Here is a 21,481-nt window from a genome sequence, read left to right on the forward strand (position 1 = left end):
TCTTCGGTGGCGACTACTTACATGATGTTGAAAAAACTGGGCTTAGAGACACGTGTTGACGGGTTTGGGTCGTTACTCTCAGGGAAGTACTAAACTAATATTTTATTCATGAGGTACTGAAAATGCTAGGTTCAACCGTTCATATTGATACCTTTACACGTGATAATTTACCACCGCAAACCTTGTGGCCAACGTTTTTATTGGAAGGAAATGAATACCCTGAATATATCAATGCTGCGGTTGAATTAACCGATAAAATGGTTGAACAAGGGTATGGCGATAAACTTGCATTGATTGGTGATAATTATCAATTCACCTATAAAAAACTCACTGAATTAACAAACCAAATCGCCCAAAGCCTGATTGAAGATTATGGTGTCATGCCGGGCAATCGCATTTTGATCCGTTCTGCCAATAGCCCGATGATGGTTGCATGTTGGCTTGCCGCGACCAAAGCGGGTGCAGTTGTTATCAATACCGACCCTATGCTGCGAAGCCTTGAACTCAGTAAAGTCGTGAATAAAGCAGAAGTTTATTTTTCCCTGTGTGAAAAGCGCTTATTGAATGAAATTGAAAATTGCCAAAAAGAGAGTCAATTTCTAAAAACCATTATTCCTTTTGATGGTAGCGCAGAAAATGTCGGTGAATTAAACCAAGCGGCTGAAACAAAATCTGTGAATTTTCAGGCAGTACTTACAGGGCGTGATGACGTTGCTTTATTAGGTTTTACCTCGGGTTCTACGGGGGAACCTAAAGCCACAATGCATTTTCATCGCGATATCTTAGCGATAGCCGATCACTATGCAAAAAATACCCTTAAGATAAACAGCAAAGATATTATCTTGGGGGCATCGCCACTTGCTTTTACTTTCGGGTTAGGGGGCTTAGCCATTTTTCCATTACGTTTTGGTGCAACGTCAATATTAATGGGGCCACTTACACCAATTCAGTTCTTGGAATATATTGAAAAATATAAAGTCACCATTTGCTTTACTGTTCCAACGGCCTACAAAGTGATGATTGATGAAATTAAAGACCCAAATGTATTAGCCTCATTAAGGGTTGCCGTTTCCGCAGGGGAAACATTGCATGGTGTACTTTATGATGCATGGATTAATAAAACGCAGATCCCCATTTTGGACGGCATTGGTTGCACGGAAATGCTGCATATTTTTATTTCCAACAGTATTGATAACCATCGTCGAGCCTCAACAGGGCGGGTATTAGATGGCTATCAAGTTAAAATTGTTGATAATAATATGGATGAAGTGCCATATGGTGAACCAGGCTGGTTAGCTGTAAAAGGGCCAACCGGTTGCCGTTATTTAGCCGATGAAAGACAGAAAAACTATGTTCGACAAGGGTGGAATATTACGGGGGATATTTTCAAACAAGATGAGGATGGTTTTTTCTATTTCTCAGATAGATCAGACGGCATTATTGTAAGCTCGGGGTACAATATTTCTGGAACTGAGTTAGAGTCCGTATTATTGACTCATCCGGCAGTAAAGGAATGTGTCGTTATTGGGGTTCCTGATGAAGCGAGAGGTAAAATTGCCAGTGCATTTATTGTATTAAATGACTGGATAACACCAGAAGATAGCTTAGTTAAAGAGCTACAAGATTATGTGAAGTCTAAAATTGCACCTTATAAATATCCAAGGGCAGTAAAATTTGTCGATGAGTTACCTAAAACTTCAACAGGTAAACTTCAACGCTTTAAATTACTCGAATAAATACCGAAGCCGAAATAATCCTAAATAGATTATTTCGGCTAAACCTTATTTCAAAATAGGATGTTGATGAACAATGTCATTTACTTTTGACTTGGTGCTGGATAATAAACTGCTTAAAATTTCTTTATCTTCCGATTTAATACCAGCCAACAATTCATTAATCCATGCTTGATGCTGAGTTTTCATTTCATAAAATAAGTCTAAGCCTGTTTGCGTTATTTTAATAATGCTAGCGCGGCGATCATCAGGGTCAGGGAGACGAACAATTAGCCCATCTTTCTCAAGACGCGTTGCAAGGCCTGTAATGTTCCCAGCGGTCACGATAATCAACTCAGAAAGTAGACCCATGCGGATACCTTCAGGATTGCGTTCTAATTGCGATAAAATATCAAACCGAGATAATGAGCTATTAAAGTTATTGCGCATGCGTAGCTGTAATTCGGATTCGATAATTTTTACTGTGGATAATAAATATAACCATAGCCTGATATTTTTTTTGTTTTCATCCATCGTTTTTTACTCTCGATAATACGCAGGTTAATTGCAGTGCTTGTTTATTATTTAGTCATCTCGCTATTATGCCAATAAATAACGCCATTGGGAATCTAATATTAAATTAATGACATCACTTATGCCATTAATAAATAAAATAAAGAGCAAAGGTTAAGACGTATTTTATGAAGCGAAAAAGAGCTTGTTAGCAGAATGAAAATATCAAACTGCTAACTCAATAGGAAAGATTAAAAGTAAGCAAGAAATGGCAATAAAATCAACCCAGTAAAATAAATCCCAAGACCAAATGCACCGTGTGATAGCAAACTCATTAAACGGGCTTTGTTCGGATTAGGGGTTTTGCTCGCGGCGATACCTGCTCCCATACAGGGTTGCATAAAGAAATAGGGAGCCACAACCGTGATAATGCCCCAAATTAAAGCAGGCAAAAATGTCGGTGCAAGAAACCAACTTTCGCCACACATAACGATAAAAATAAAAGCAAAAACAACGCCAATAGCATAGTGCACAACCCAGCCCAATGCATTTTCTGCGGGGATTTTTTTACTTTGAGCAACGGAAGGACGGTGTATAAATTGACCATGAGCCATGTGGCCAACCCAGCGACCAACCATTGAAAAATTTAATGTTTGCTGACCGCAAAGCCTAAGAAGTAGTGCCCATAGATCCATGACAATGGTTGAGCCCACGCCAAGTATTATGATTAAAGATAATGTAGATAACGTCATTTTTCCCCTTTAGTGTTAAGTTACACGTCTAATAGGGTGATAGAGATACGTTAATATAGCGAAAACAAAGTAAAGCAAGGGTGCAAAGGTGCTTTCAATTTATTAATAAGAAGATAGGCCAATTGTGCGAAAATTCGTATAACTTAGTCATAATAGGCTTTCTACTAAGTGTCACTACCTTTAGTTGGTGATATTATAACCAGCTAAAGTCAAAAGGATATGAATATGAACTGTGATAAAGAAAAAGGTATTTGCCAAATCGGTGATCTGCCCGCGGATCAACCTCAAGTTTCACCGCTTGAAAGCACATCTGCAACAGTGTCTTTTTACTATATTGGTGACCCCATGTGTTCTTGGTGCTGGGGCGGTTCTGAAACGTTTTCCGAACTCGAAAGGTTGTGTAAGAAACTAAATTTTAATTTTAATATTATTACAGGCGGGCTAAGGGCAGGAGGCGGCGACGAATGGAATGCGAGCTTCCGTCAATTTTTAAGGAATGAGTGGGATCATGTCGCACAGCGAACAGGGCAGCCATTCACCCATAAATTACTTGAGCGAGCACATTTTGAATATGACACTGAACCGGCCTGTAGAGCTGTTAATGCCGCACGTTATTTTTTAAAGCATGAAGAACTTTATCGCTTTTTCAAAGCTATCCAATATAAGTTTTATGTACTCGGTGGAGATCCAAAAGAAATTTTGTTCTATCAGGATTTATGCGAAAAATATTCAATCGCCTTTAGCGAATTTGAAAGAGTCTTTAATGACCCGCAGACAAAATCAGAGACAACTAAACAATTTACACTTTGTCGCCAATGGGGCATCAGGTCATTTCCAACAGTGTGTTTTGAATTTAATGGCCAGTTACATCCCTTCATGAGTGGTTATCTTCCAGCGGAATATGTCGAAAAATTGATTCGAGAGAACGTTATACCGTTAATTAGCGGTAAAACGAATTAACAACAAGTAAATCATCCCAATATTGACTGTTTATTTATCCTTATTTTTTAAATAGGGATTTTTTATTAAAACATAAAAATAAAATTTAAGAATAAGCTTATGTAATTAATTTTTAATTAAACTTAATAAGTAAATACACATAGGTATGTTGATTTATGGCATATTTAAAAATTTGAATATATTTTATTTCCTACATATACTTTGGTTTTTACTCTTATTTAGAGTTTCCATTGTTTATGATATTCCATATTAGGAAAAGAAATGAAAAAAACGACTCTTTTACTCAGTATACTAAGTGGTTCAGCTCTATTAATTACGGGTTGCAGTTCTAACAATGATGCATGGGGCAAGTTTGCTAATATACTTGATGGCGCTATGCCATTTGTTAAAGAATCGGAAGATTGGGAAGCATATAGCATCAAGGCAACACAGCAGGGGGTTGTTTATGCTAAATCAACCACGGCTGACCAGCAATTTGTTAGCAAAAAAATGGATAAAGAATACCCTGACGCGATTAATCGTGTCGCGAGTCCATTTGCCTTTAGCTCAAAATCTAAACAAGAATTAGCAGAGTCTAACCAAGGTTATCAATTTAAATATAATGAAGTGGTAGCCGTAAAAGATAAAAAATCATCTAATATTATCGGTTATTGCGTGAATTATGACTCCGATAGAATTATTAATGGAAAAGTTGCTGAAGTAAAAGATGAAGATAAAATAAGAAAAGATTTTATTTATGTCGCGAAAGACAAACCTGTATCCATTGCGACTGTTAGCGAAGAATTCACCAAGACCATGTGTGGCAACGACTTCTATAAAAAATATAAAAGTTAGCCCTAATTAAAATTAATCGAAAAGATAGGACTAAATTGATTAATCCTATCTTTTACTTCATTAGAATTGGTAAACCAAACCTAAACCTAATACGTTGTCAGTATTAATGCCATAATCACGTGTGAAACCATTTTCATTAAGTAGGTTGATTTTATAATCGATCACCGCTGTCATATTGTTATTAAAGTCATACGCTGCACCAACCGCAATGTATTTCACTAAATCTTTATTACCATTTGTGCCTAAGTTTTTACCTTTAGATTGGTTGTACCCAATGGATGGGGTAAGTCCAAAATCAAAAGAATATAGTGCAACAACTTCTAAGTTTTCTGTTTTATTGGCAACCGATTCATCATCAGAACCAAATCTTGTGGTATTTAAAGCTTGGCCGTACATTGCAGCTAAATAAAATTCATCAAGCTCCAATTTACTGCCAATATTCCAAGCTTCAGCACGTTTACCGGTTGCGCCAGTCGCTATATTGTTTTGGCTCGATGTACGTTTTGAATTTGAATAACCCCCACCAAACGTGACGCCGTAACCTAATTCATAGGCCGCTGAGAATCCATAACCATCACCATTATTATCCAAAACATCATTGCTGGAAGATAAGTTTTGGTCGCCATTTTTGCCTTGATATTGAAGTGCAAAGTTTAACCCTTCAATATAACCAAACCCATTGTTATTACGATAAGTCAGTAGGTTACGGTTACGGCTGGTCATGAACGTATCTTCTTGATCCATCGTATCCGCGCCCCATAAAGGCAGAACATCAGTCCATGCGTTAGTATCATAAATAACACCATAGTTACGACCATAATCAAGGGAACCAAAGTCCCCTAACTTCAGGCCTGCATAGGCTAAGCGGTTTTGGTTATTGTTAGCACTTTCAGACTCATTCGTCGCAGTTTCCCACTCAAAACGGCCAAAACCAATAAGCTGGTCTGTAATTTGTGTATCACCTTTTAAGCCTAAACGGACTCTTGAGTCATCGCCATCTTCACCACTTTTAGACTTGGCAATATGATGACGGACATCAATTTGCCCGTAAACATCCATTTTGTTGCCTTGGTGGTTATAAACTTCAGCACTATAGGCTGTTGTTGACACAACTAATGCCGTGCTAAATACGGCTAATTTATTTAAGTACATTGGAGATAATCCCATAAAATATGTTAATAGAAATACATCATCAATACGCAAATAAGTTACGCAGGGGTATTATCAACCGTAAAAAACACTTTAAGCAAACCTTAATTCGTAAAAAAAAATGACATTCAGATATCAATAGAGCATGAAATGCTACTTTAACCTTAATAATGAGTGTGTTATCAAGATGATAAAATAGGCATATTTAGAGAATTAAAAGCTGTGTGTGCTTGGATATTGTGTTGGAAAGTACAAACTTTAACGGTATGCCTTTAAACATACCGTTTTGAATAGGACTAAACAGTCGGAATAGTTCCACCATCAATCACAAACTCTGTTCCTGTGATTGATGCAGCACGTGATGATGAAACAAAGGCGATTAAATTTGCTACCTCTAAAGGGGTCGCCGGCCTGCCCAGAGGGATCCCACCGAGTGAGTCCATAATTATTTTTTTGCCGCCTGCATAATCTGTTTTTGCATTATCCGCGATACGTTCAATAAATGCGATTGAAGCCTCTGTTTCAATCCATCCCGGTGCAACTTGAACGACTCGAATCCCTTTAGGCGATACTTCTTTTGACAAACTTTTACTGTATACCGTTAATGCGGCTTTTGCAGCGGCATACGCTGTAGTTGATTCAGGGAGTGGAATTGCACGTTGAATCGATGTGACATGCACAATAACACCTTCACCTTGTTCAATCATCGCAGGGAGCAATTGCCTATCTAGTCGAATAGCAGGGAATAGATTTAAGTTTAATTCCTTAACCCACTCTTTATCATGTAGCACTTGGAACCCGCCTGCTGGCGCATTAGAACCACCTAACATATGAACAATAATATCAATTCCGCCAAATAATTTATTGACTTCGTTAGCGACGATGTCACAACCTTCAGCAGTTGAAAGATCAGCTACTACAAATAAAATATCTTTCGGTAAATTATCAGGTTGGTTTCGAGCTGTGGTTAAAACTTTTGCCCCAAGCTCATGAAATAACTTAACGCATGCAGCTCCCGCACCTTTAGTACCCGACGTGATCAAGACGCGTTTATTTTTAAATGAAATAAAATTTTCCATTAATAAATCCTTAGTTTAGTGATGTAGCTTTCATTAACAGTAAATTCGAATGTTAATATAATGGGGGTAGGTGCAAGGGTACTCGTGACTTTAACGCGAGTTTTATTGATATTGTTCTCTGTGCTTATGATGGCAACAAATTCTAACTGGTGTTGATATTGCGCTTTTGTTGTTGTCCACCAAGATTGGATCTCTTCAATCCCGTGGTATTGCTGTCCTTCATCTTCAACACAGGATGTTTCAGTAAAAATATTAGCTAATGCCGCCACATCATTTGTTTTGTCTGTATTAAAATATGTTTGAATTTGCAAAGGTAGTTTCAATTTATCGTCCTGCTTTAATGCTTAGTTGGGTGAGATAAGTAAATGGTATAGATTGACGATTGATGTAACAATCCACATAATGTGGGATGCTTTAATGAAAAAATCGGGATTATGAATAAAGCCAATCTAAACGACCTTCGAGCTGTCATCGCAATTGCAAAACACAAATCCTTCCGTGCTGCTGCAATAGAACTGAATATGTCATCAACGGCATTAAGTCATGCTATCAATAAATTAGAGGAATCAATGGGAGTACGTTTATTTAATCGAACGACCCGCAGTGTTTCTTTGACTGAAGCTGGGCTATTGTTTGTTTCTCAGGTTGGACCCGCACTAAATGATATTCAGGATGCACTAGACGTTGTGTGTTCACAAAGAGAAAGGCCCGCAGGTATCATTCGTATAAATTCGGCTTCATTTGCGGCAACTGAAATCTTTTCCCCTTTAGTGATTCAATTCCTTAAACGTTATCCTGAAATGCAGATTGATTTCGTCACTGACGATAAACTCATTGACATTGCAGCAAAGGGATTTGATTTCGGTATTCGAGCGCATCATCTGATCCCTTCAGATATGATAGCCGTTCCATTGACTCAACAACTTCAAAGCGTCGTTGTCGCAACACCTCAGTACATTGAGCAAAATGGTAAGCCGCGGCTTCCCGTTGACCTTTTGAAGCACAAATGTGTCTGTGTTAGGCTACCTGATGGTTCTATTTTTAAATGGAAATTTGCAAAAAATAATGACGTTACACAAATTGATGTGGTGGGGCAGATTACGGTAGATGAGGTTAATACTGCTAAAATAGCGGTATTAGAAAATATGGGCTTTGCATATTTTATGCAGAAACATGTTGTCGCTGAAATAGAAAATGGGCAACTCATTCCTGTTTTACAAGATTGGTTACCCGCTGGAGAAGGTCTATCCCTCTATTATACTAACCGAAAAAACCCGTCAGCGGGTATAAACGCATTTTTAGCAATGGCTCGGGAAATATACAATAATAGTTAGGAAAACTTCAGCCAATCAATTGATTGAAGTTGTTATTTTCCAAAATTTTGCTCGCTCTCTAAATACCACTCAGAGCTTTGTGTTTTAATGTCAAATACTTGACCTTGATATGGCGTGAGTGGATTCAGGCCCTTATCCCGCATAATCGGTATGCTCTCACTCACTGATTCATTCCATGGATGAAATGCCATAGCATAAGCTCCCCAGTGGACTGGCACAATGCGCTGCGCATTAATATCAAATGCAGCTTGAGCTGTTAAATTGGGGAACATGTGATCATCCGGCCAACGCTTGTCATATTGGCCATTTTCGATAAACGCAATGCTTATATTAGGAAATTTTTTAGCAATCTCTGAGAAATGCGGGCCATAAGCAGTATCTCCGCTGTAATAAATGGTCTCGTTGGGATCTTGAATAATATATCCCCCCCAAAAACTTTTATTGCTGTCTGTCAAACTGCGTCCAGAGTTATGAAGGGCGGGCACTAAGGTGTAGTGGTTTTCATCGACAGTAGCGGTTTGCCACCAATCTAACTCTATGATATTCCTTTCGTTAATATCAAGAGGTTTGAGATATTCACCTAAACCAAGGGGAACAATAAAGCGTGCATTTTGCTGCCCAAGCTTACGCAATGTATCCTCTTCAAAGTGGTCATAATGATTATGTGAGATTAAAACGATATCTGTTTGCGGCCATTCTTCAACCACGGCAGCAGGGGCTTGAAAGCGACGCATATTAATAACGAGTGGTGATACTGAAGCGCCAATAACGGGGTCAACAGCAATAGTTTGTTGATTAACTCGCATTAATAATGCCGAATGACCGAACCATATAAAACGATTTGTGCCATCATCCTTGAGAAATAATGGCCATTCTGGTTTGTGCATTGGAAACTTTATTTTAGGTTTATATTGGCTTTCTCCACCAAGCATTTTAAATAAGCCAGTAGCACCATCACTGATGGTGACACTACGTAATTGTTGAGGATTAACAAATCCTTTTTTGTCCTGATTATAATTAGGGCTTGCAATGTATTGAGGGAAGGTGCGAGAAAAAACTGTGCACCCAATAGCAAGCACAATTAATAAACCAACAATAAATATGAACATAGTTTTATTCTTCAATATCATATGATTAAACTGTATTTCTAAAGCCAAAAAATAGACGTAGCAGTAGCTAGTAAGCGATATTTACGCCTATTTTATTGACCCATAGCATGATTAATTAATAGTTAAATTCAAATAAGAATTTTTTAAATTTATGAGAATTTACGTTAGATATTAGACGGCGCTAATAACGCTTGCGTTGTTTCCCATAATCGCTGAGCATTATTTGCATCCAATGCCCAGCCAGCTACTACGGAAAATTCAGTCATCCTATCACCGCTAGTGTGAGTGATTAGCTCAGCTTCATTACAATCAGCAAAATAACGCCCACCAATATTCTCTAAGGTTGGCAAGGTTGCAACGAGAACTGAGGTTGCGGCCCCTTGCTGTGGGGTTTTCCAAAGATGTTCAGGAACGGGTAACTCACCTGAGTAGCGTTGCAAATTAGATTTAATCGCGCCAGGCATCACCGCATTAGTCAATATATTGTCTTTTGCCCAGCGACGGGTCGCTTCTACAGCAAATAAAATTAAGGCTGTCTTAGATTGACCATAAGCACTCCAAGGATCATAGGGGCGGATATGGTAATGAATATCATCAAATATAACAGGGCTGAAGTGATGTGCGGAAGAACTCACTACAACAACTCGTGCGCCGTTTGCTTTTTTTAGCGCAAGATATAATCCATTAGTTAACAAGAAATGACCAATATAATTAATGGCAAACTGAGCTTCCCAACCTTCTTCAGTCCGTGTTTCTGGCATTGCCATTACGCCTGCATTATTAATCAGAATGTGTAAAGGGTCTGACCATGTTGATGTGAAATCACGAATAGAATCTTTATTTGCTAAATCAAGATAGGCAACATGAATATTTTCATTACCCGTTGATTTTACAATTTCTAATGCAGCTTGTTTTCCTGCATCAATATTTCTAACCGCCAAGGTAACTGATGCACCATTATTTGCCAAAGTTCGAGCTGTTTCAAAGCCAATACCCGAAGCTGCCCCTGTGACAATCGCATTTTTACCCGTTAAATCGATACCATGAATAACTTCGTCTGCGCAGCTATTGAAACCAAACTGTGTTTTAATTCTCATGAGTGAGTTCCTTATTTAAAGGCAAAAAAAGGTCGAGCAAAAGAGATGGCAATATATTTATTGCCAGCCAAATTGCGATTAATTAAAAAATATTAAATATAAGTTCTATGCTGAAATTGCTTTCCACATAATTTCATAGCCGAGTTCTAGTAATGCATCTTTACGATCAGGTTGTTTCTCAATCTGTTCGCTTGTGGCATCTGAGATATTTTGAAAAAGGTTATAAATAAAATCTTTTTCATTTGAAATGAGTAAGTTATCTTGAATCGCCTGAGTAAACATTTGATCAACTAAAACGAGGGTTTCAGGTGTTTTTGATAAGGTATCTGAGGTGAGTAACTCGGAGACTGAAAGTAACCTAAGGACTCGCTTTCCATTCGGATTTTTTAGAGACCATTGGGTATATCCTAACCAAACATGCTTAATTTGAGCATGAATATCTGATTCTCTTGGATAATCAGCAACTAACAAATCTGCCATATCATTTTTTAAAATGAGATAAACCTCATTAAAGAGTTGTTCCTTAGTCGGGAAGTAAGTGAAAAGGGTGCCAACAGCGACTTTAGCTTTTTTTGCAATACTGGCCGTGGTTGCTGATAAACCATTTTCAGCAAGTATGTCTATCGTAGCATCGATCAATGCCAGCTGTTTTTGTGTACTCAGTGGGCGAGCCATAGAGCCTCCAAAGAAAATAGTTAATGACTGACTAATCACTCAATTATATTCTTAGCTGAGATTTGTGCAATAACTTTGTGTATTAATTTTGCGAAAGGGGGCTTGTGTAGTTTATTAAGAATAGAGGAAGTCGTTTTAACCGCATATGGTATTTCATTGTTAAACGCTTTATTTAAAGAGATTTTTTATAAATCTCTTTGTCGGGATTATGTAAAGTGTTCAGCAGCTAATCTTAGCTGTTGTATCATCAAGATAGATTTCTACTCGTTCTTTTCCTTTGCCAATATTCACTCTCTTTAACCGAATGGTACCAATCTCCGCGGTAGATTTGACGTGTGTACCGCCACAAGGGACTTTTGAAAACCCTTCAATTTTCCAGTATCTACGTTCATTAGGTTCATCATCAAACCCTGTTTGAATTTGATGATCTTCAAGTATAATTTCATTGGCCTTTGTTGCTAAGTCAGGAAGGATATTTGTGATACTTTCTGGCCAGAAAAAATCAATTCGAGACTTGTCTTGGCTAATATGCGCACCAATTTTTGTGATGTCTCCGTATGTTTTATAAAACAGTTCAAGCACAAGCTCTGCCGCAAAATGAAGACGCATAAGACGTTGGCGTCGTTCTCCATTAATCAGCACTTCTACCGATTGCCCAACTTCTAGCTGATGGCCTTCTGGTAGTGTATAGGTAATACTTAATGCTGTTTTTTTAGCCGCAATCACAGGGTAACCACCTATAGAGCCTTCATCACTTTCTTGCCCGCCAGAAAAAGCGAAGAAAATTGTTGAATTTAATTCAATGTCATTGCCAACGACATTTTTAACTTGTGTGGTATGTGATGTTGCATAGGGATCTAGCCAAAATGTTTTAATTGTCATCGTATTACTCTTGCTTCTTTGAGGAAAGGGCATTGAACATGATTCAGACCCATGAATACAAATAGGTAACGAAAAACTATGCTAATTCAATGTAATGAATCTCAAGAAAATTGTCTAGAATTTGAACTCAGTATCGCACTAACAACACTACCATTATTTTTGACTGCCTTTCCCCAGAGGCGTTTAGCTACTCTCTTGCAACGAGAGATAAGACATTATCATCTTCATCATTTCTTTTTTTATAACCGGTGACGTCAGTTCATTCCGACGAGAGGCTGAATGGACAATGCCTTCCAAGGCATCTGCAAGAATACGTGCTGCGACTAAGTAGTCAGTTTTAGTATCATTTGACGGCGCTGCCGCTCGGATGATGACTTCATAGCGACGATGATACTCACGCTCAAAAGTTTCATAAAACTCCCTTGGAGCAAGCGGAACTTCATGGATCAGAACGCGATGCAGATTTTGGTTAGTCGAATGAAGTGCAATAAGTCCATCAATTAACTGACCAATATGTTGTTCGAGAGAAACCGTTTCTTCTTGTTCTTTGATATCAGGAAGCACGCGTAGAATTTCATCGAGATGCCGTTTTCGAATAGCTTCAGCAATCGCCAAGTTATTTGGAAAATATTGGTACAGTGATCCAATACTGACGCCTGCGGTACGTGCTACCTCATTAGTTGTAAAATTAGCCCAGCCTTTATGAGCTAAAACGCGAGCACCGGCTTCAACGATAATTTCCACCGTGACCTGCGAACGCAGTTGTTTAGGGGATTTGCGCATCACGCGATGGCCTGTAGGAATGCGAGTAGCCATATACGACCTCTATTATTAATATAAGCAAATGCTCATATTTTGGATTTTACCAGAAAGAGCAAACTTATTCTTATGGAGTGTCCGTCATGTTTACAAGTTCAACCAATAATCGCGAAGTTAAACTCATACGTCATGTACAAGGGGAAATTCACCCCGACGATTTTACCATTATGGAAACACCCATTCCTGCGCCCAAACCTCATGAAGTCATCATTCGCAATCGTTGGTTCCGTGTATCTATATCAACAAGGTTGATGGCACAGGAAGATGCAAAGGCTGCTGAAGGAATTCCATTCCCACCACTTAACCCTGGAGATACTTTGGCGGATGGCGCAATTGGAGAGGTTGTCCAAGCTGGAGCAGCAAGCTGTCTACCTGTTGGTAGCCTTGTCATGCATCCGTTTGGTTGGCGAAAATATGCAGTGGTTCACGAGCAAGATTGCAAGCTTATCGACTGCCGTGAACCTGATCCTGCAGCTTATCTCGGTCATGGCTGGACAGCCTATGCAGCATTGACTCGAGGTGTACAGGTGAAAAAAGGCGATACTGTATTCGTTTCCAGTGGAGCAGGAGCCATAGGCTCGATGGCAGGGCAGATAGCAAGGATCCTTGGTGCGACACGAGTAGTTGGCAGTACGAGTAGTTTCAACAAGGCCAGATGGATGCAAGAAAAATTGAGTTACGATGCCGTCGTCACCCGCGACGGTGGCTCAATGATCGAGCAACTGGCGAAAGCGGCACCTGAAGGTATTGATGTCATCGTAGATATGGTGGGTGGTGAACAGCTATCAGCTGCCATCCAGCTGGCTAATAATGGTGCTCGTGGCGTTCTGCTTGGGGCACTAACCGCTGAGTTGAACGCAGAAAAGGCGTCTTTGCAAGCACCAGTTACCTTGGATAGCTTTCAACTCATTTTCAAAGACATGACATTACGTGGTTTTAGTGCGGATCATTCACCCGATGCATTTGAATTTTGGTTGCAGGATCTGAAGACATGGAAGCGTGAAGGGCGCATTCATCTCCCATCCGTCACCTTCAAGGGAATAGAAAATTCGATTTTTGCCTTGCAGGAAGCCTGTGCTGGTCGCCTTAAAGGTGTGGTCCTCGTTGAGCTATAAAACTGAAGCCATCCATTTTTTTTCACATTGGAGTTAATATGATTAACACATATCATCGCGTAGGAAACGGCCCGCATCCCATCCTCGTACTTCATGGCTGGTTCGGTGATGCACACTCGTTCGAACAAATTGAACCTTGGTTGAATGGAGATGCATTCAGTTATGTGTTCATGGATTATCGCGGATACGGGGGGATGAAAGAAATGCGCGGAGCCTACACCATCGATGAGATTGCCTCCGATGCATTAAAACTTGCTGATGCTCTCGGCTTTTACAATTTTAGCTTGATTGGCCACTCCATGGGAGGGATGGTGATCGAGCGGATTGCAATACTCGCACCTAATCGAGTGCGGGCACTCGTAGCTGTTGCTCCCGTTCCTTGTGGTGGTATTTCGTACGATATTCCAACGCGCCGCTTACTTGAAGATGCGGCAGAACGACTGGACAACCGAAAAACCATTATAGACCGTAGTACTGGTAGTCGATTACCTGCATCTTGGGTCGAATGGAAAGCGGCGTATTCGATATCGCATTCCTCTTTGGAAGCATTTTCTGCATATTTTCATTCGTGGGCTGATACTGATTTCAGCGATGAGATTATTGGTTTACATCCTGTAAAAGTACTCGTGGGTGAGCACGACCCAACATTCAATGCAGAATTAATGACGAGAACTTATCTTCGACGTTATCCCCATGCAACTGTTGATATTATCGAAAATGCTGGTCACTATCCGATGAACGAGACTCCTCTTTCGCTTGTTGGGTCTATTGAATGTTTTCTTAAATATCAATAAGTTATTTCGATATTATCTTTCTTGCTATTTTAGGTTTAAAACAAGATGAAAATAAATGCCCTAATATAGATTTAAAAATAATAGGTTAGGGCATTTGATGGGAAGAAGGTTTGCTTTTGAGATGGATATGGACAAACTTAGCTTTTAGCCCAAGCACCAAATGGATGTGCGGATAGTGTATGGTTGTGAATTTGATTTCTTTGACATCGTAGATGCACTATTTGGCACATTCTTAGATGCGGTATTATGTGGCTGGGTTATTGAGCTCAATACCATTTTATCTTTTAACGCCGTGAATTATGCCATGGGTCATCAGAATCTGAGCCAGCATTATCAATCGAATTATTTTCTATCATATCCAGGTAGAGTAATTCAACTTCAGCTCTTGCCCAAGGCGTTCGACGAAGAAACTTTAAGCTCGATTTAATACTTGGATCTTTATTAAAGCAATTTATTTTTATCGTGCGCCCAAGTTGGCTCCAGCCGTATCTATCAACCAATGCAATAACTTGCATTTCTAGTGTAATGCCATGTAGAGGGTCTTTCGATTTATATTCATTCATACGGTATATCCGAAGCAGAGGCTAGCTTATCATTGGCGCATATAAATAAGCTGAACACGAGACTAAGTCAATAGGGAGCTCACAATACCTGAGTCACTGTAGCCGATTATTAATGCAATATCCTATTTAACTTATGTTGTACGAGAATTCAGTTCATGAGGAAAATCATCCGTATCATGTTGTTTTAAATAAATATTTAAATTGACAACCCTACTGGCAACATAGCTAACTTCATGAACTAAAAGAAAAAAGGTGATATTTACCGACCTTATTGTCATCTGATGGCAACATGCCGGTATTGGTTTTGGCGCTCTGCAGCATACCTTGAGCCGATATTAGCGCATTCACTGATAGGGGGAGGTGGACAGGTGAATGGAAGGGTAGCCGGAAAAGTGTTGCTGCAGTCTCAGTACAAGCATCAATTCGTCACTCCATACGTGTAAGAGATGCTGCGTTTTTTCGTGGAGAAACTCATGCGGCGGATGTACATCTTAACCATTCAGGGATTGCTGCGAAGGACGGACAGATTTTTGCGTATGATGCGAAATCCAGACAGTTTATCCCGGTCATGTCTGGTGGCGGAACGATGATTCAGCGTAATCGAAGAGCTAAGGGCAGGAAACACGCAGGACTGCTAGCTGCCAAAAAATCAAAATAGGCCCTGAAAAGGCTATTTTGTACACTCCAGACTGTATTATTGATTTGTCACTCGATAAACCAATTTCGATAAAGGATTCTCTTACTTAAAAAGTAAATTTTTAAATGACTCTACTGGAGTGGCAAAGAGCCGAGTCATTTTTGCTGAATGTCCCCATACTATCCCTGTAATGCGAGAATCACAAGGGGTCCATATACCGCCTGCATTGGTAATCTCGGTATATCTTGTATTCCACAAGGGTGAGCCACTCATCCCATTTGGAAGAGATAAATTTCCGGTCGTTCCCATTAATGGTGAAGCAAGATTTGTACTCCAGGCACAAGAAATATGTTTTCCTAAAACTGGCACAGGCGCCTCGGTAAAAGCACTTGGATCAAATAGAACTTCACGCAAAAACACGCCCATACCCCGGATTTCGTGTTGTCCGAAACCTGCCTGAGCATCAGCGCCAGGAAATCCGTAAACATAGAGATATTCATCCGCAACAGGGGAGTGGCTATCAGCATAATGTTCTTTTGTCGTGCATTCACCTTTATGGTCCACCAGATTAAAGGTTTCCGATATATCAGCACGAGCAAAATCTAATTCAAAAGGATAAAGAGTAAATTTTCCACCTACAGATATTCCGTATTCACAGCCATAACACGAGTAACCAAGTGTTCCTTGTAATTGCTTAATTGCAACATGCTCACAAGTTGCAAGAAGGGGACTATTGCACACTTCAACTAACCAACCAGTGCCCCAGTGGTCGCCAGGAGGATCTCTATCATCACCCCGTGGTATAAAATTTATAGCCGCAATATATTTTTCAACATATTCACCCATTGCCTCGACAACAAAATCAGGAGGTGGTGCAGACTGTTTAACATTTTCCATAACTACGATTGTTCCCTATCTCAGACATATGTTTCAGCAAAATTATTATAATTAAAACACAATTGCAATACTATGTTACACCTGAAACCTGACATCATTCCTGTTATCCAGCTCATGCAGCACATCGATAGTCTGAAGGTGAATAAAATTTCGTCACTGCGCCATGTCCGCGTAGTCACTTGCGACATGATAACGCTGGAAGCGTTCGCAGAAGTCTGGGACGATAAATATCCGCAAGGCCATCTACACAACAAACGCTATCGAATCGCTGAACAGCGTGATCTGGGCTGCTATCACGAAACGCAAAGTGTTCCCGACAGATGACTCGGTACGGAAGGTTATTTATCTGGCGATAAAGGATGCCTCGAAAAAATGGAGTATGCCGATCCAGAACTGGCGGCTGGCGATGAGTCGTTTTATTATCGAGTTCGCTGAACGCCTGGACGACCACTTTTAACGAATGGGCAGTTACACAGAATTACTGACAGGCTCTCCTTTTTGTTTATGGTGCAACGAACAATTCGACAGAACTGACCTGCTCACCTTTGCTCCAAAGTTGCTTAGCTCTACATTATTGACCTACTTTCGATAATAGTAAACTATGTACATAGGTTACTATTATGTGTTAAGCCGATAGTGTTTGCATTTCATGAGCTGCTTATCCAATCACTGAGTTTTAGTTGACCACTACAATGGACCGGTCATGTCGAGTTGTTAAATATGGCTGTTTGCGATAAGATTTAAATACTCTTTAGCGTTGGACGGTTACGTCTAGTCGGGTGATTAGCCAGACTCTAACTTATTGAACGTATTAAGGGTTGCGAAAGTGTCGCAACCCGAGATCGTTCCTCTCTCGGGTTGCGACACTTTCGCTTCCTCTAGTAAAGAGTGAAGCCCGGCGCAAACGCGCCGGGCCATTTTCAGGTACTGTTATGTCTGTTATTCATGGATTAGCTTCGGTTTTACGTCAAAGTGACTCTGATATCAGCACCTTTCTTGTGACCGCCCCGAGAAAGTACAAAGTTTACAAAATCCCTAAGCGTACGACGGGATTTAGAGTCATTGCCCAGCCTGCCAAAGGGCTAAAAGATATCCAACGAGCTTTTGTTCAGCTCTATAGCTTCCCTGTTCATGATGCTTCAATGGCCTATATGAAAGGGAAGGGAATTCGTGATAATGCTGCAGCACATGCTGGCAACCAGTATCTCCTAAAGGCGGATCTGGAGGATTTTTTTAACTCAATTACACCGGCAATTTTTTGGCGGTGCATTGAAATGTCATCTGTGCAGACACCTCAATTTGAACCTCTGGATAAGATTTTTATTGAAAAGATCCTTTTCTGGCAACCGATAAAGCGTCGCAAAACCAAATTGATATTGAGTGTTGGTGCGCCTTCTTCACCAGTCATATCCAATTTTTGTATGTATGAGTTCGATAATCGAATTCATGCGGCTTGCAAGAAGGTGGAGATAACATACACACGCTATGCAGACGACCTCACGTTCTCGTCTAATATCCCTGATGTACTGAAAGCAGTTCCTTCAACACTTGAGGCGTTACTGAAGAATTTATTCGGAAGCGCGCTCAGACTTAATCACAGCAAAACGGTTTTCTCATCAAAAGCACATAACCGGCATGTGACTGGTGTAACAATAAATAATGAAGAGACACTGTCACTAGGACGCGATAGAAAAAGATTTATCAAGCATCTGATTAACCAGTATAAGTATGGACTCCTTGATAATGAGGATAAAGCTTATCTGACAGGGCTGTTAGCATTTGCCAACCATATTGAGCCCGGGTTCATCACACGGATGAACGAAAAATACTCATTAGAACTCATGGAGCGCCTGAGAGGACAGAGATGACCAAACAATATGAAAGAAAAGCAAAGGGTGGAAATTTATTGTCAGCATTTGAACTTTACCAACGTAATACTGATGAAGTGCCTAGTCTGGGTGAAATATTGGTGGATGAGTGGTTCGAAATCTGCAGGGATTACATTCAGGATGGACATGTTGATGAGTCAGGAATATTTCGTCCAGATAATGCGTTCTATCTTCGCCGACTGACGTTAAAGGACTTTCGCCGTTTCTCTCTTCTGGAAATCAAACTCGAAGAAGATCTGACAGTCATTATTGGCAACAATGGTAAAGGGAAGACAAGCATCTTATATGCGATTGCAAAAACGCTGAGTTGGTTCGTCGCGAACATCCTGAAGGAAGGCGGTAGTGGACAAAGGTTAAGCGAACTGACTGACATAAAAAATGACGCTGAAGACAGGTATTCAGATGTCAGTAGCACTTTCTTCTTTGGCAAAGGACTTAAGAGTGTGCCGATTAGATTGTCACGCTCAGCCCTTGGTACAGCAGAAAGGCGGGACAGCGAGGTTAAGCCTGCCAGAGATTTAGCTGATATATGGCGAGTCATCAATGAGGTGAAGACGATCAACTTGCCGACGTTTGCTCTTTACAACGTTGAGCGATCACAACCCTTTAACCGCAACACAAAAGATAATACCGGACGCAGAGAAGAGCGCTTTGATGCCTATAGTCAAGCGCTCGGTGGCGCTGGTCGTTTCGATCATTTCGTTGAGTGGTACGTTTACCTGCATAAGCGTACTGTATCAGATATCTCAAGTTCAATTAAAGAACTTGAACAACAGGTTAATGACTTACAGCGCTCCGTTGATGACGGTATGGTTTCGGTAAAATCACTTCTGGAACAGATGAAGATAAAGCTTAGTGAAGCTACAGAAAGAAATGATGCTGCGGTTTCCTCGAAAATGTTAACTGAGTCTGTTCAAAAAAGTATTGTTGAGAAAGCAATCTGCTCGGTTGTCCCTAGTATCAGCAATATATGGGTTGAAATGATGACGGGTTCTGATTTAGTCAAAGTTACCAATGATGGGCATGATGTCACTATTGACCAATTGTCTGACGGGCAGCGAGTATTTCTGTCGTTAGTGGCCGATCTTGCGCGAAGAATGGTTATGCTGAATCCCCTACTGGAAAATCCATTAGAGGGACGTGGAATTGTTTTAATTGATGAAATAGAACTTCACCTTCATCCTAAGTGGCAACAGGAAGTTATCCTGAACCTGCGCAGTGCATTCCCTAACATTCAATTTATTATTACAACACACAGTCCCATTGTTCTTTCTACTATTGAGAAACGCTGTATTCGTGAGTTTGATCCCAATAATGATAGCGACCAATCATACCTTGATTCTCCCGATATGCAAACAAAGGGAAGTGAGAATGCTCAAATTCTTGAGCAGGTAATGAACGTACATCCTACACCGCCTGGTATTGCGGAATCTCATTGGTTAGGTAAATTTGAGCTATTGCTTTTAGATAATTCGGGAGAACTTGATAACCAGTCTCAGGTGCTTTACGACCAAATAAAGGAGCACTTTGGTATCGATAGTGCTGAGTTGAAGAAAGCAGACAGCCTTATTCGCATTAATAAGATGAAGAATAAAATAAACAAGATAAGGGCCGAGAAGGGAAAATAGGAATGAAAGAGTTAGCTCGCCTAGAAAAACCGGAGATTCTGGATCAGTATACTGCCGGTCAAAATGACTGGATGGAGATTGATCAGTCTACGGTATGGCCGAAATTAACTGAAATGCAGGGTGGATTTTGTGCCTATTGTGAGTGCCGGTTGAATAGATGTCATATTGAGCATTTTAGGCCAAGGGGAAAGTTTCCTGCTCTGACGTTTATCTGGAATAATCTGTTTGGTTCTTGTGGTGACTCCAAAAAAAGTGGCGGGTGGTCACGTTGTGGTATATATAAGGATAATGGTGCTGGCGCCTACAATGCTGATGACCTAATAAAACCTGATGAAGAAAACCCTGAAGACTATCTTCTATTTCTCACTACCGGAGAGGTTGTACCGGCTATCGGAGTCACGGGGAGAGCGCTTAAAAAAGCGCAAGAAACTATCCGTGTTTTTAACCTGAACGGTGACATAAAGTTGCTTGGTAGTCGCAGAACTGCAGTGCAAGCAATCATGCCTAATGTCGAATATTTGTATTCTCTATTCGAAGAGTTTGAAGAAGATGACTGGAATGAAATGCTCAGAGATGAGCTCGGAAAGATAGAGTCTGATGAATTCAAAACGGCGCTAAGACATGCATGGACTTCCAATCAAGAGTTCGCATAACCCCAAAATTTCGATAGCTAGAAAACAGAGAGTACTGAACTTCATTAAAGAGTTGCATCCGGACTGGCTGACATTATATTTATATACGACTAGCTACCTCAGGATCCATTGCCGTTTGCAACCCGAGATAACCAACTGATTTAGTGAATACACAAAATTGACCTCATGATTAGCATGGATATGAAGGAAATGTATTCTGAACCTAACGCAAGAAACGAGAGGGAAGTCAGAAATTACTAACGTATTGATTTATCGTAACGTGGATGTGACTTATGAACTTATTAACCATCACAGGTTATTTAACATAATATGCATTATGCGAACCTAAGTATAAAATGAAAAAATCCAGCGTTTTGGCTGGTTAATCGTGTTGGTTCTTTTTAGCTTCGT

At 40.1% G+C, this 21,481-nt stretch carries 21 protein-coding genes and 2 pseudogenes; 11 read left to right on the forward strand and 12 right to left on the reverse strand.

Features of this window, described 5'->3' with window-relative positions:
* Both AC4IFO_RS20745 and AC4IFO_RS20750 read left to right on the forward strand, forming a co-directional pair.
* Positions 1–93, forward strand: a pseudogene (locus tag AC4IFO_RS20745) (Asp/Glu racemase); the annotation flags it as partial.
* Between the two features lie 29 nt (positions 94–122).
* Complete coding sequence (locus tag AC4IFO_RS20750) at positions 123–1,736, forward strand: AMP-binding protein (RefSeq protein ID WP_490737260.1); 1,614 nt, start codon at positions 123–125, stop codon at positions 1,734–1,736.
* A 45-nt stretch (positions 1,737–1,781) separates the two neighbouring features.
* On the opposite strand, the gene AC4IFO_RS20755 is transcribed toward AC4IFO_RS20750, so the two are convergent.
* Positions 1,782–2,246 (reverse strand): MarR family winged helix-turn-helix transcriptional regulator, encoded by a 465-nt coding sequence (locus AC4IFO_RS20755; protein ID WP_219247909.1) that lies wholly within the window; start codon positions 2,244–2,246, stop codon positions 1,782–1,784.
* Positions 2,247–2,476: 230 nt separating this feature from the next.
* Positions 2,477–2,977: a DUF2938 domain-containing protein gene (locus AC4IFO_RS20760; RefSeq protein WP_490737263.1), complete on the reverse strand. Its 501-nt coding sequence runs from the start codon at positions 2,975–2,977 to the stop codon at positions 2,477–2,479.
* A gap of 225 nt (positions 2,978–3,202) precedes the next feature.
* Between AC4IFO_RS20760 and AC4IFO_RS20765 the strand changes: the two genes are divergently transcribed.
* On the forward strand, positions 3,203–3,937 hold the full coding sequence (locus AC4IFO_RS20765) for a DsbA family protein (protein WP_490737265.1): 735 nt from the start codon (positions 3,203–3,205) through the stop codon (positions 3,935–3,937).
* Positions 3,938–4,198: 261 nt separating this feature from the next.
* The gene (locus tag AC4IFO_RS20770; protein ID WP_490737267.1) at positions 4,199–4,771 is read left to right on the forward strand and encodes a hypothetical protein; all 573 of its coding nucleotides are present in this window, start codon (positions 4,199–4,201) and stop codon (positions 4,769–4,771) included.
* Between the two features lie 60 nt (positions 4,772–4,831).
* Here the strand turns inward: AC4IFO_RS20770 and AC4IFO_RS20775 are convergent, their stop codons facing one another.
* From AC4IFO_RS20775 to AC4IFO_RS20785, 3 genes are all read right to left on the reverse strand, one after another.
* Positions 4,832–5,923 (reverse strand): porin, encoded by a 1,092-nt coding sequence (locus AC4IFO_RS20775; protein ID WP_490737269.1) that lies wholly within the window; start codon positions 5,921–5,923, stop codon positions 4,832–4,834.
* A 293-nt stretch (positions 5,924–6,216) separates the two neighbouring features.
* Complete coding sequence (locus tag AC4IFO_RS20780) at positions 6,217–6,999, reverse strand: SDR family oxidoreductase (RefSeq protein ID WP_490737271.1); 783 nt, start codon at positions 6,997–6,999, stop codon at positions 6,217–6,219.
* Positions 6,999–7,322, reverse strand: a complete 324-nt coding sequence (locus tag AC4IFO_RS20785; RefSeq protein WP_490737273.1) for a nuclear transport factor 2 family protein — start codon at positions 7,320–7,322, stop codon at positions 6,999–7,001. The genes AC4IFO_RS20780 and AC4IFO_RS20785 overlap by 1 nt, the downstream gene beginning before the upstream one ends.
* Positions 7,323–7,433: 111 nt before the next feature.
* On the opposite strand from AC4IFO_RS20785, the gene AC4IFO_RS20790 reads away from it, so the two are divergent.
* A complete protein-coding gene (locus AC4IFO_RS20790; protein WP_490737275.1) occupies positions 7,434–8,333 on the forward strand; it encodes a LysR family transcriptional regulator in 900 nt (299 codons plus the stop codon).
* Between the two features lie 32 nt (positions 8,334–8,365).
* On the opposite strand, the gene AC4IFO_RS20795 is transcribed toward AC4IFO_RS20790, so the two are convergent.
* The 5 genes from AC4IFO_RS20795 to AC4IFO_RS20815 form a co-directional block, all read right to left on the reverse strand.
* The gene (locus AC4IFO_RS20795; RefSeq protein WP_490737277.1) at positions 8,366–9,490 is read right to left on the reverse strand and encodes an MBL fold metallo-hydrolase; all 1,125 of its coding nucleotides are present in this window, start codon (positions 9,488–9,490) and stop codon (positions 8,366–8,368) included.
* A 116-nt stretch (positions 9,491–9,606) separates the two neighbouring features.
* On the reverse strand, positions 9,607–10,539 hold the full coding sequence (locus AC4IFO_RS20800; protein ID WP_490737279.1) for an SDR family NAD(P)-dependent oxidoreductase: 933 nt from the start codon (positions 10,537–10,539) through the stop codon (positions 9,607–9,609).
* 105 nt (positions 10,540–10,644) lie between these two features.
* Positions 10,645–11,214: a TetR/AcrR family transcriptional regulator gene (locus AC4IFO_RS20805; protein ID WP_490737281.1), complete on the reverse strand. Its 570-nt coding sequence runs from the start codon at positions 11,212–11,214 to the stop codon at positions 10,645–10,647.
* Between the two features lie 219 nt (positions 11,215–11,433).
* Positions 11,434–12,096, reverse strand: a complete 663-nt coding sequence (locus AC4IFO_RS20810) for an alanyl-tRNA editing protein (protein ID WP_490737283.1) — start codon at positions 12,094–12,096, stop codon at positions 11,434–11,436.
* A 183-nt stretch (positions 12,097–12,279) separates the two neighbouring features.
* Positions 12,280–12,912: a TetR/AcrR family transcriptional regulator gene (locus AC4IFO_RS20815; protein WP_490737285.1), complete on the reverse strand. Its 633-nt coding sequence runs from the start codon at positions 12,910–12,912 to the stop codon at positions 12,280–12,282.
* Between the two features lie 86 nt (positions 12,913–12,998).
* Here AC4IFO_RS20815 and AC4IFO_RS20820 point away from each other — a divergent pair, with 86 nt between their 5' ends.
* Both AC4IFO_RS20820 and AC4IFO_RS20825 read left to right on the forward strand, forming a co-directional pair.
* On the forward strand, positions 12,999–14,030 hold the full coding sequence (locus tag AC4IFO_RS20820) for an MDR family NADP-dependent oxidoreductase (RefSeq protein WP_490737287.1): 1,032 nt from the start codon (positions 12,999–13,001) through the stop codon (positions 14,028–14,030).
* Between the two features lie 38 nt (positions 14,031–14,068).
* Positions 14,069–14,824: an alpha/beta fold hydrolase gene (locus tag AC4IFO_RS20825; RefSeq protein WP_490737289.1), complete on the forward strand. Its 756-nt coding sequence runs from the start codon at positions 14,069–14,071 to the stop codon at positions 14,822–14,824.
* A gap of 284 nt (positions 14,825–15,108) precedes the next feature.
* Here AC4IFO_RS20825 and AC4IFO_RS20830 read toward each other — a convergent pair whose 3' ends face one another.
* Both AC4IFO_RS20830 and AC4IFO_RS20835 read right to left on the reverse strand, forming a co-directional pair.
* The gene (locus tag AC4IFO_RS20830; protein WP_490737291.1) at positions 15,109–15,387 is read right to left on the reverse strand and encodes a VF530 family protein; all 279 of its coding nucleotides are present in this window, start codon (positions 15,385–15,387) and stop codon (positions 15,109–15,111) included.
* Between the two features lie 739 nt (positions 15,388–16,126).
* On the reverse strand, positions 16,127–16,921 hold the full coding sequence (locus AC4IFO_RS20835) for a hypothetical protein (protein ID WP_490737293.1): 795 nt from the start codon (positions 16,919–16,921) through the stop codon (positions 16,127–16,129).
* Positions 16,922–17,147: 226 nt separating this feature from the next.
* On the opposite strand from AC4IFO_RS20835, the pseudogene AC4IFO_RS20840 reads away from it, so the two are divergent.
* The 4 genes and pseudogenes from AC4IFO_RS20840 to ptuB all read left to right on the forward strand — a co-directional run.
* A pseudogene (locus AC4IFO_RS20840) lies at positions 17,148–17,378 on the forward strand (transposase); the annotation flags it as partial.
* A gap of 475 nt (positions 17,379–17,853) precedes the next feature.
* Positions 17,854–18,789, forward strand: coding sequence for a retron St85 family RNA-directed DNA polymerase (locus tag AC4IFO_RS20845; RefSeq protein WP_490737295.1), 936 nt, complete (start codon positions 17,854–17,856; stop codon positions 18,787–18,789).
* Positions 18,786–20,438, forward strand: coding sequence for a retron Ec78 anti-phage system effector ATPase PtuA (ptuA, locus tag AC4IFO_RS20850; RefSeq protein WP_490737297.1), 1,653 nt, complete (start codon positions 18,786–18,788; stop codon positions 20,436–20,438). Before AC4IFO_RS20845 ends, ptuA begins: the two co-directional genes overlap by 4 nt.
* 2 nt (positions 20,439–20,440) lie before the next feature.
* Positions 20,441–21,091 carry a retron Ec78 anti-phage system effector HNH endonuclease PtuB gene (gene ptuB / locus AC4IFO_RS20855; RefSeq protein WP_490737299.1) on the forward strand — a complete coding sequence of 217 codons (651 nt, stop codon included), beginning with the start codon at positions 20,441–20,443 and terminating at the stop codon, positions 21,089–21,091.
* Positions 21,092–21,481 lie beyond the last annotated feature (390 nt).

The sequence above is a fragment of the Providencia sp. UF-224 genome (assembly GCF_058245955.1).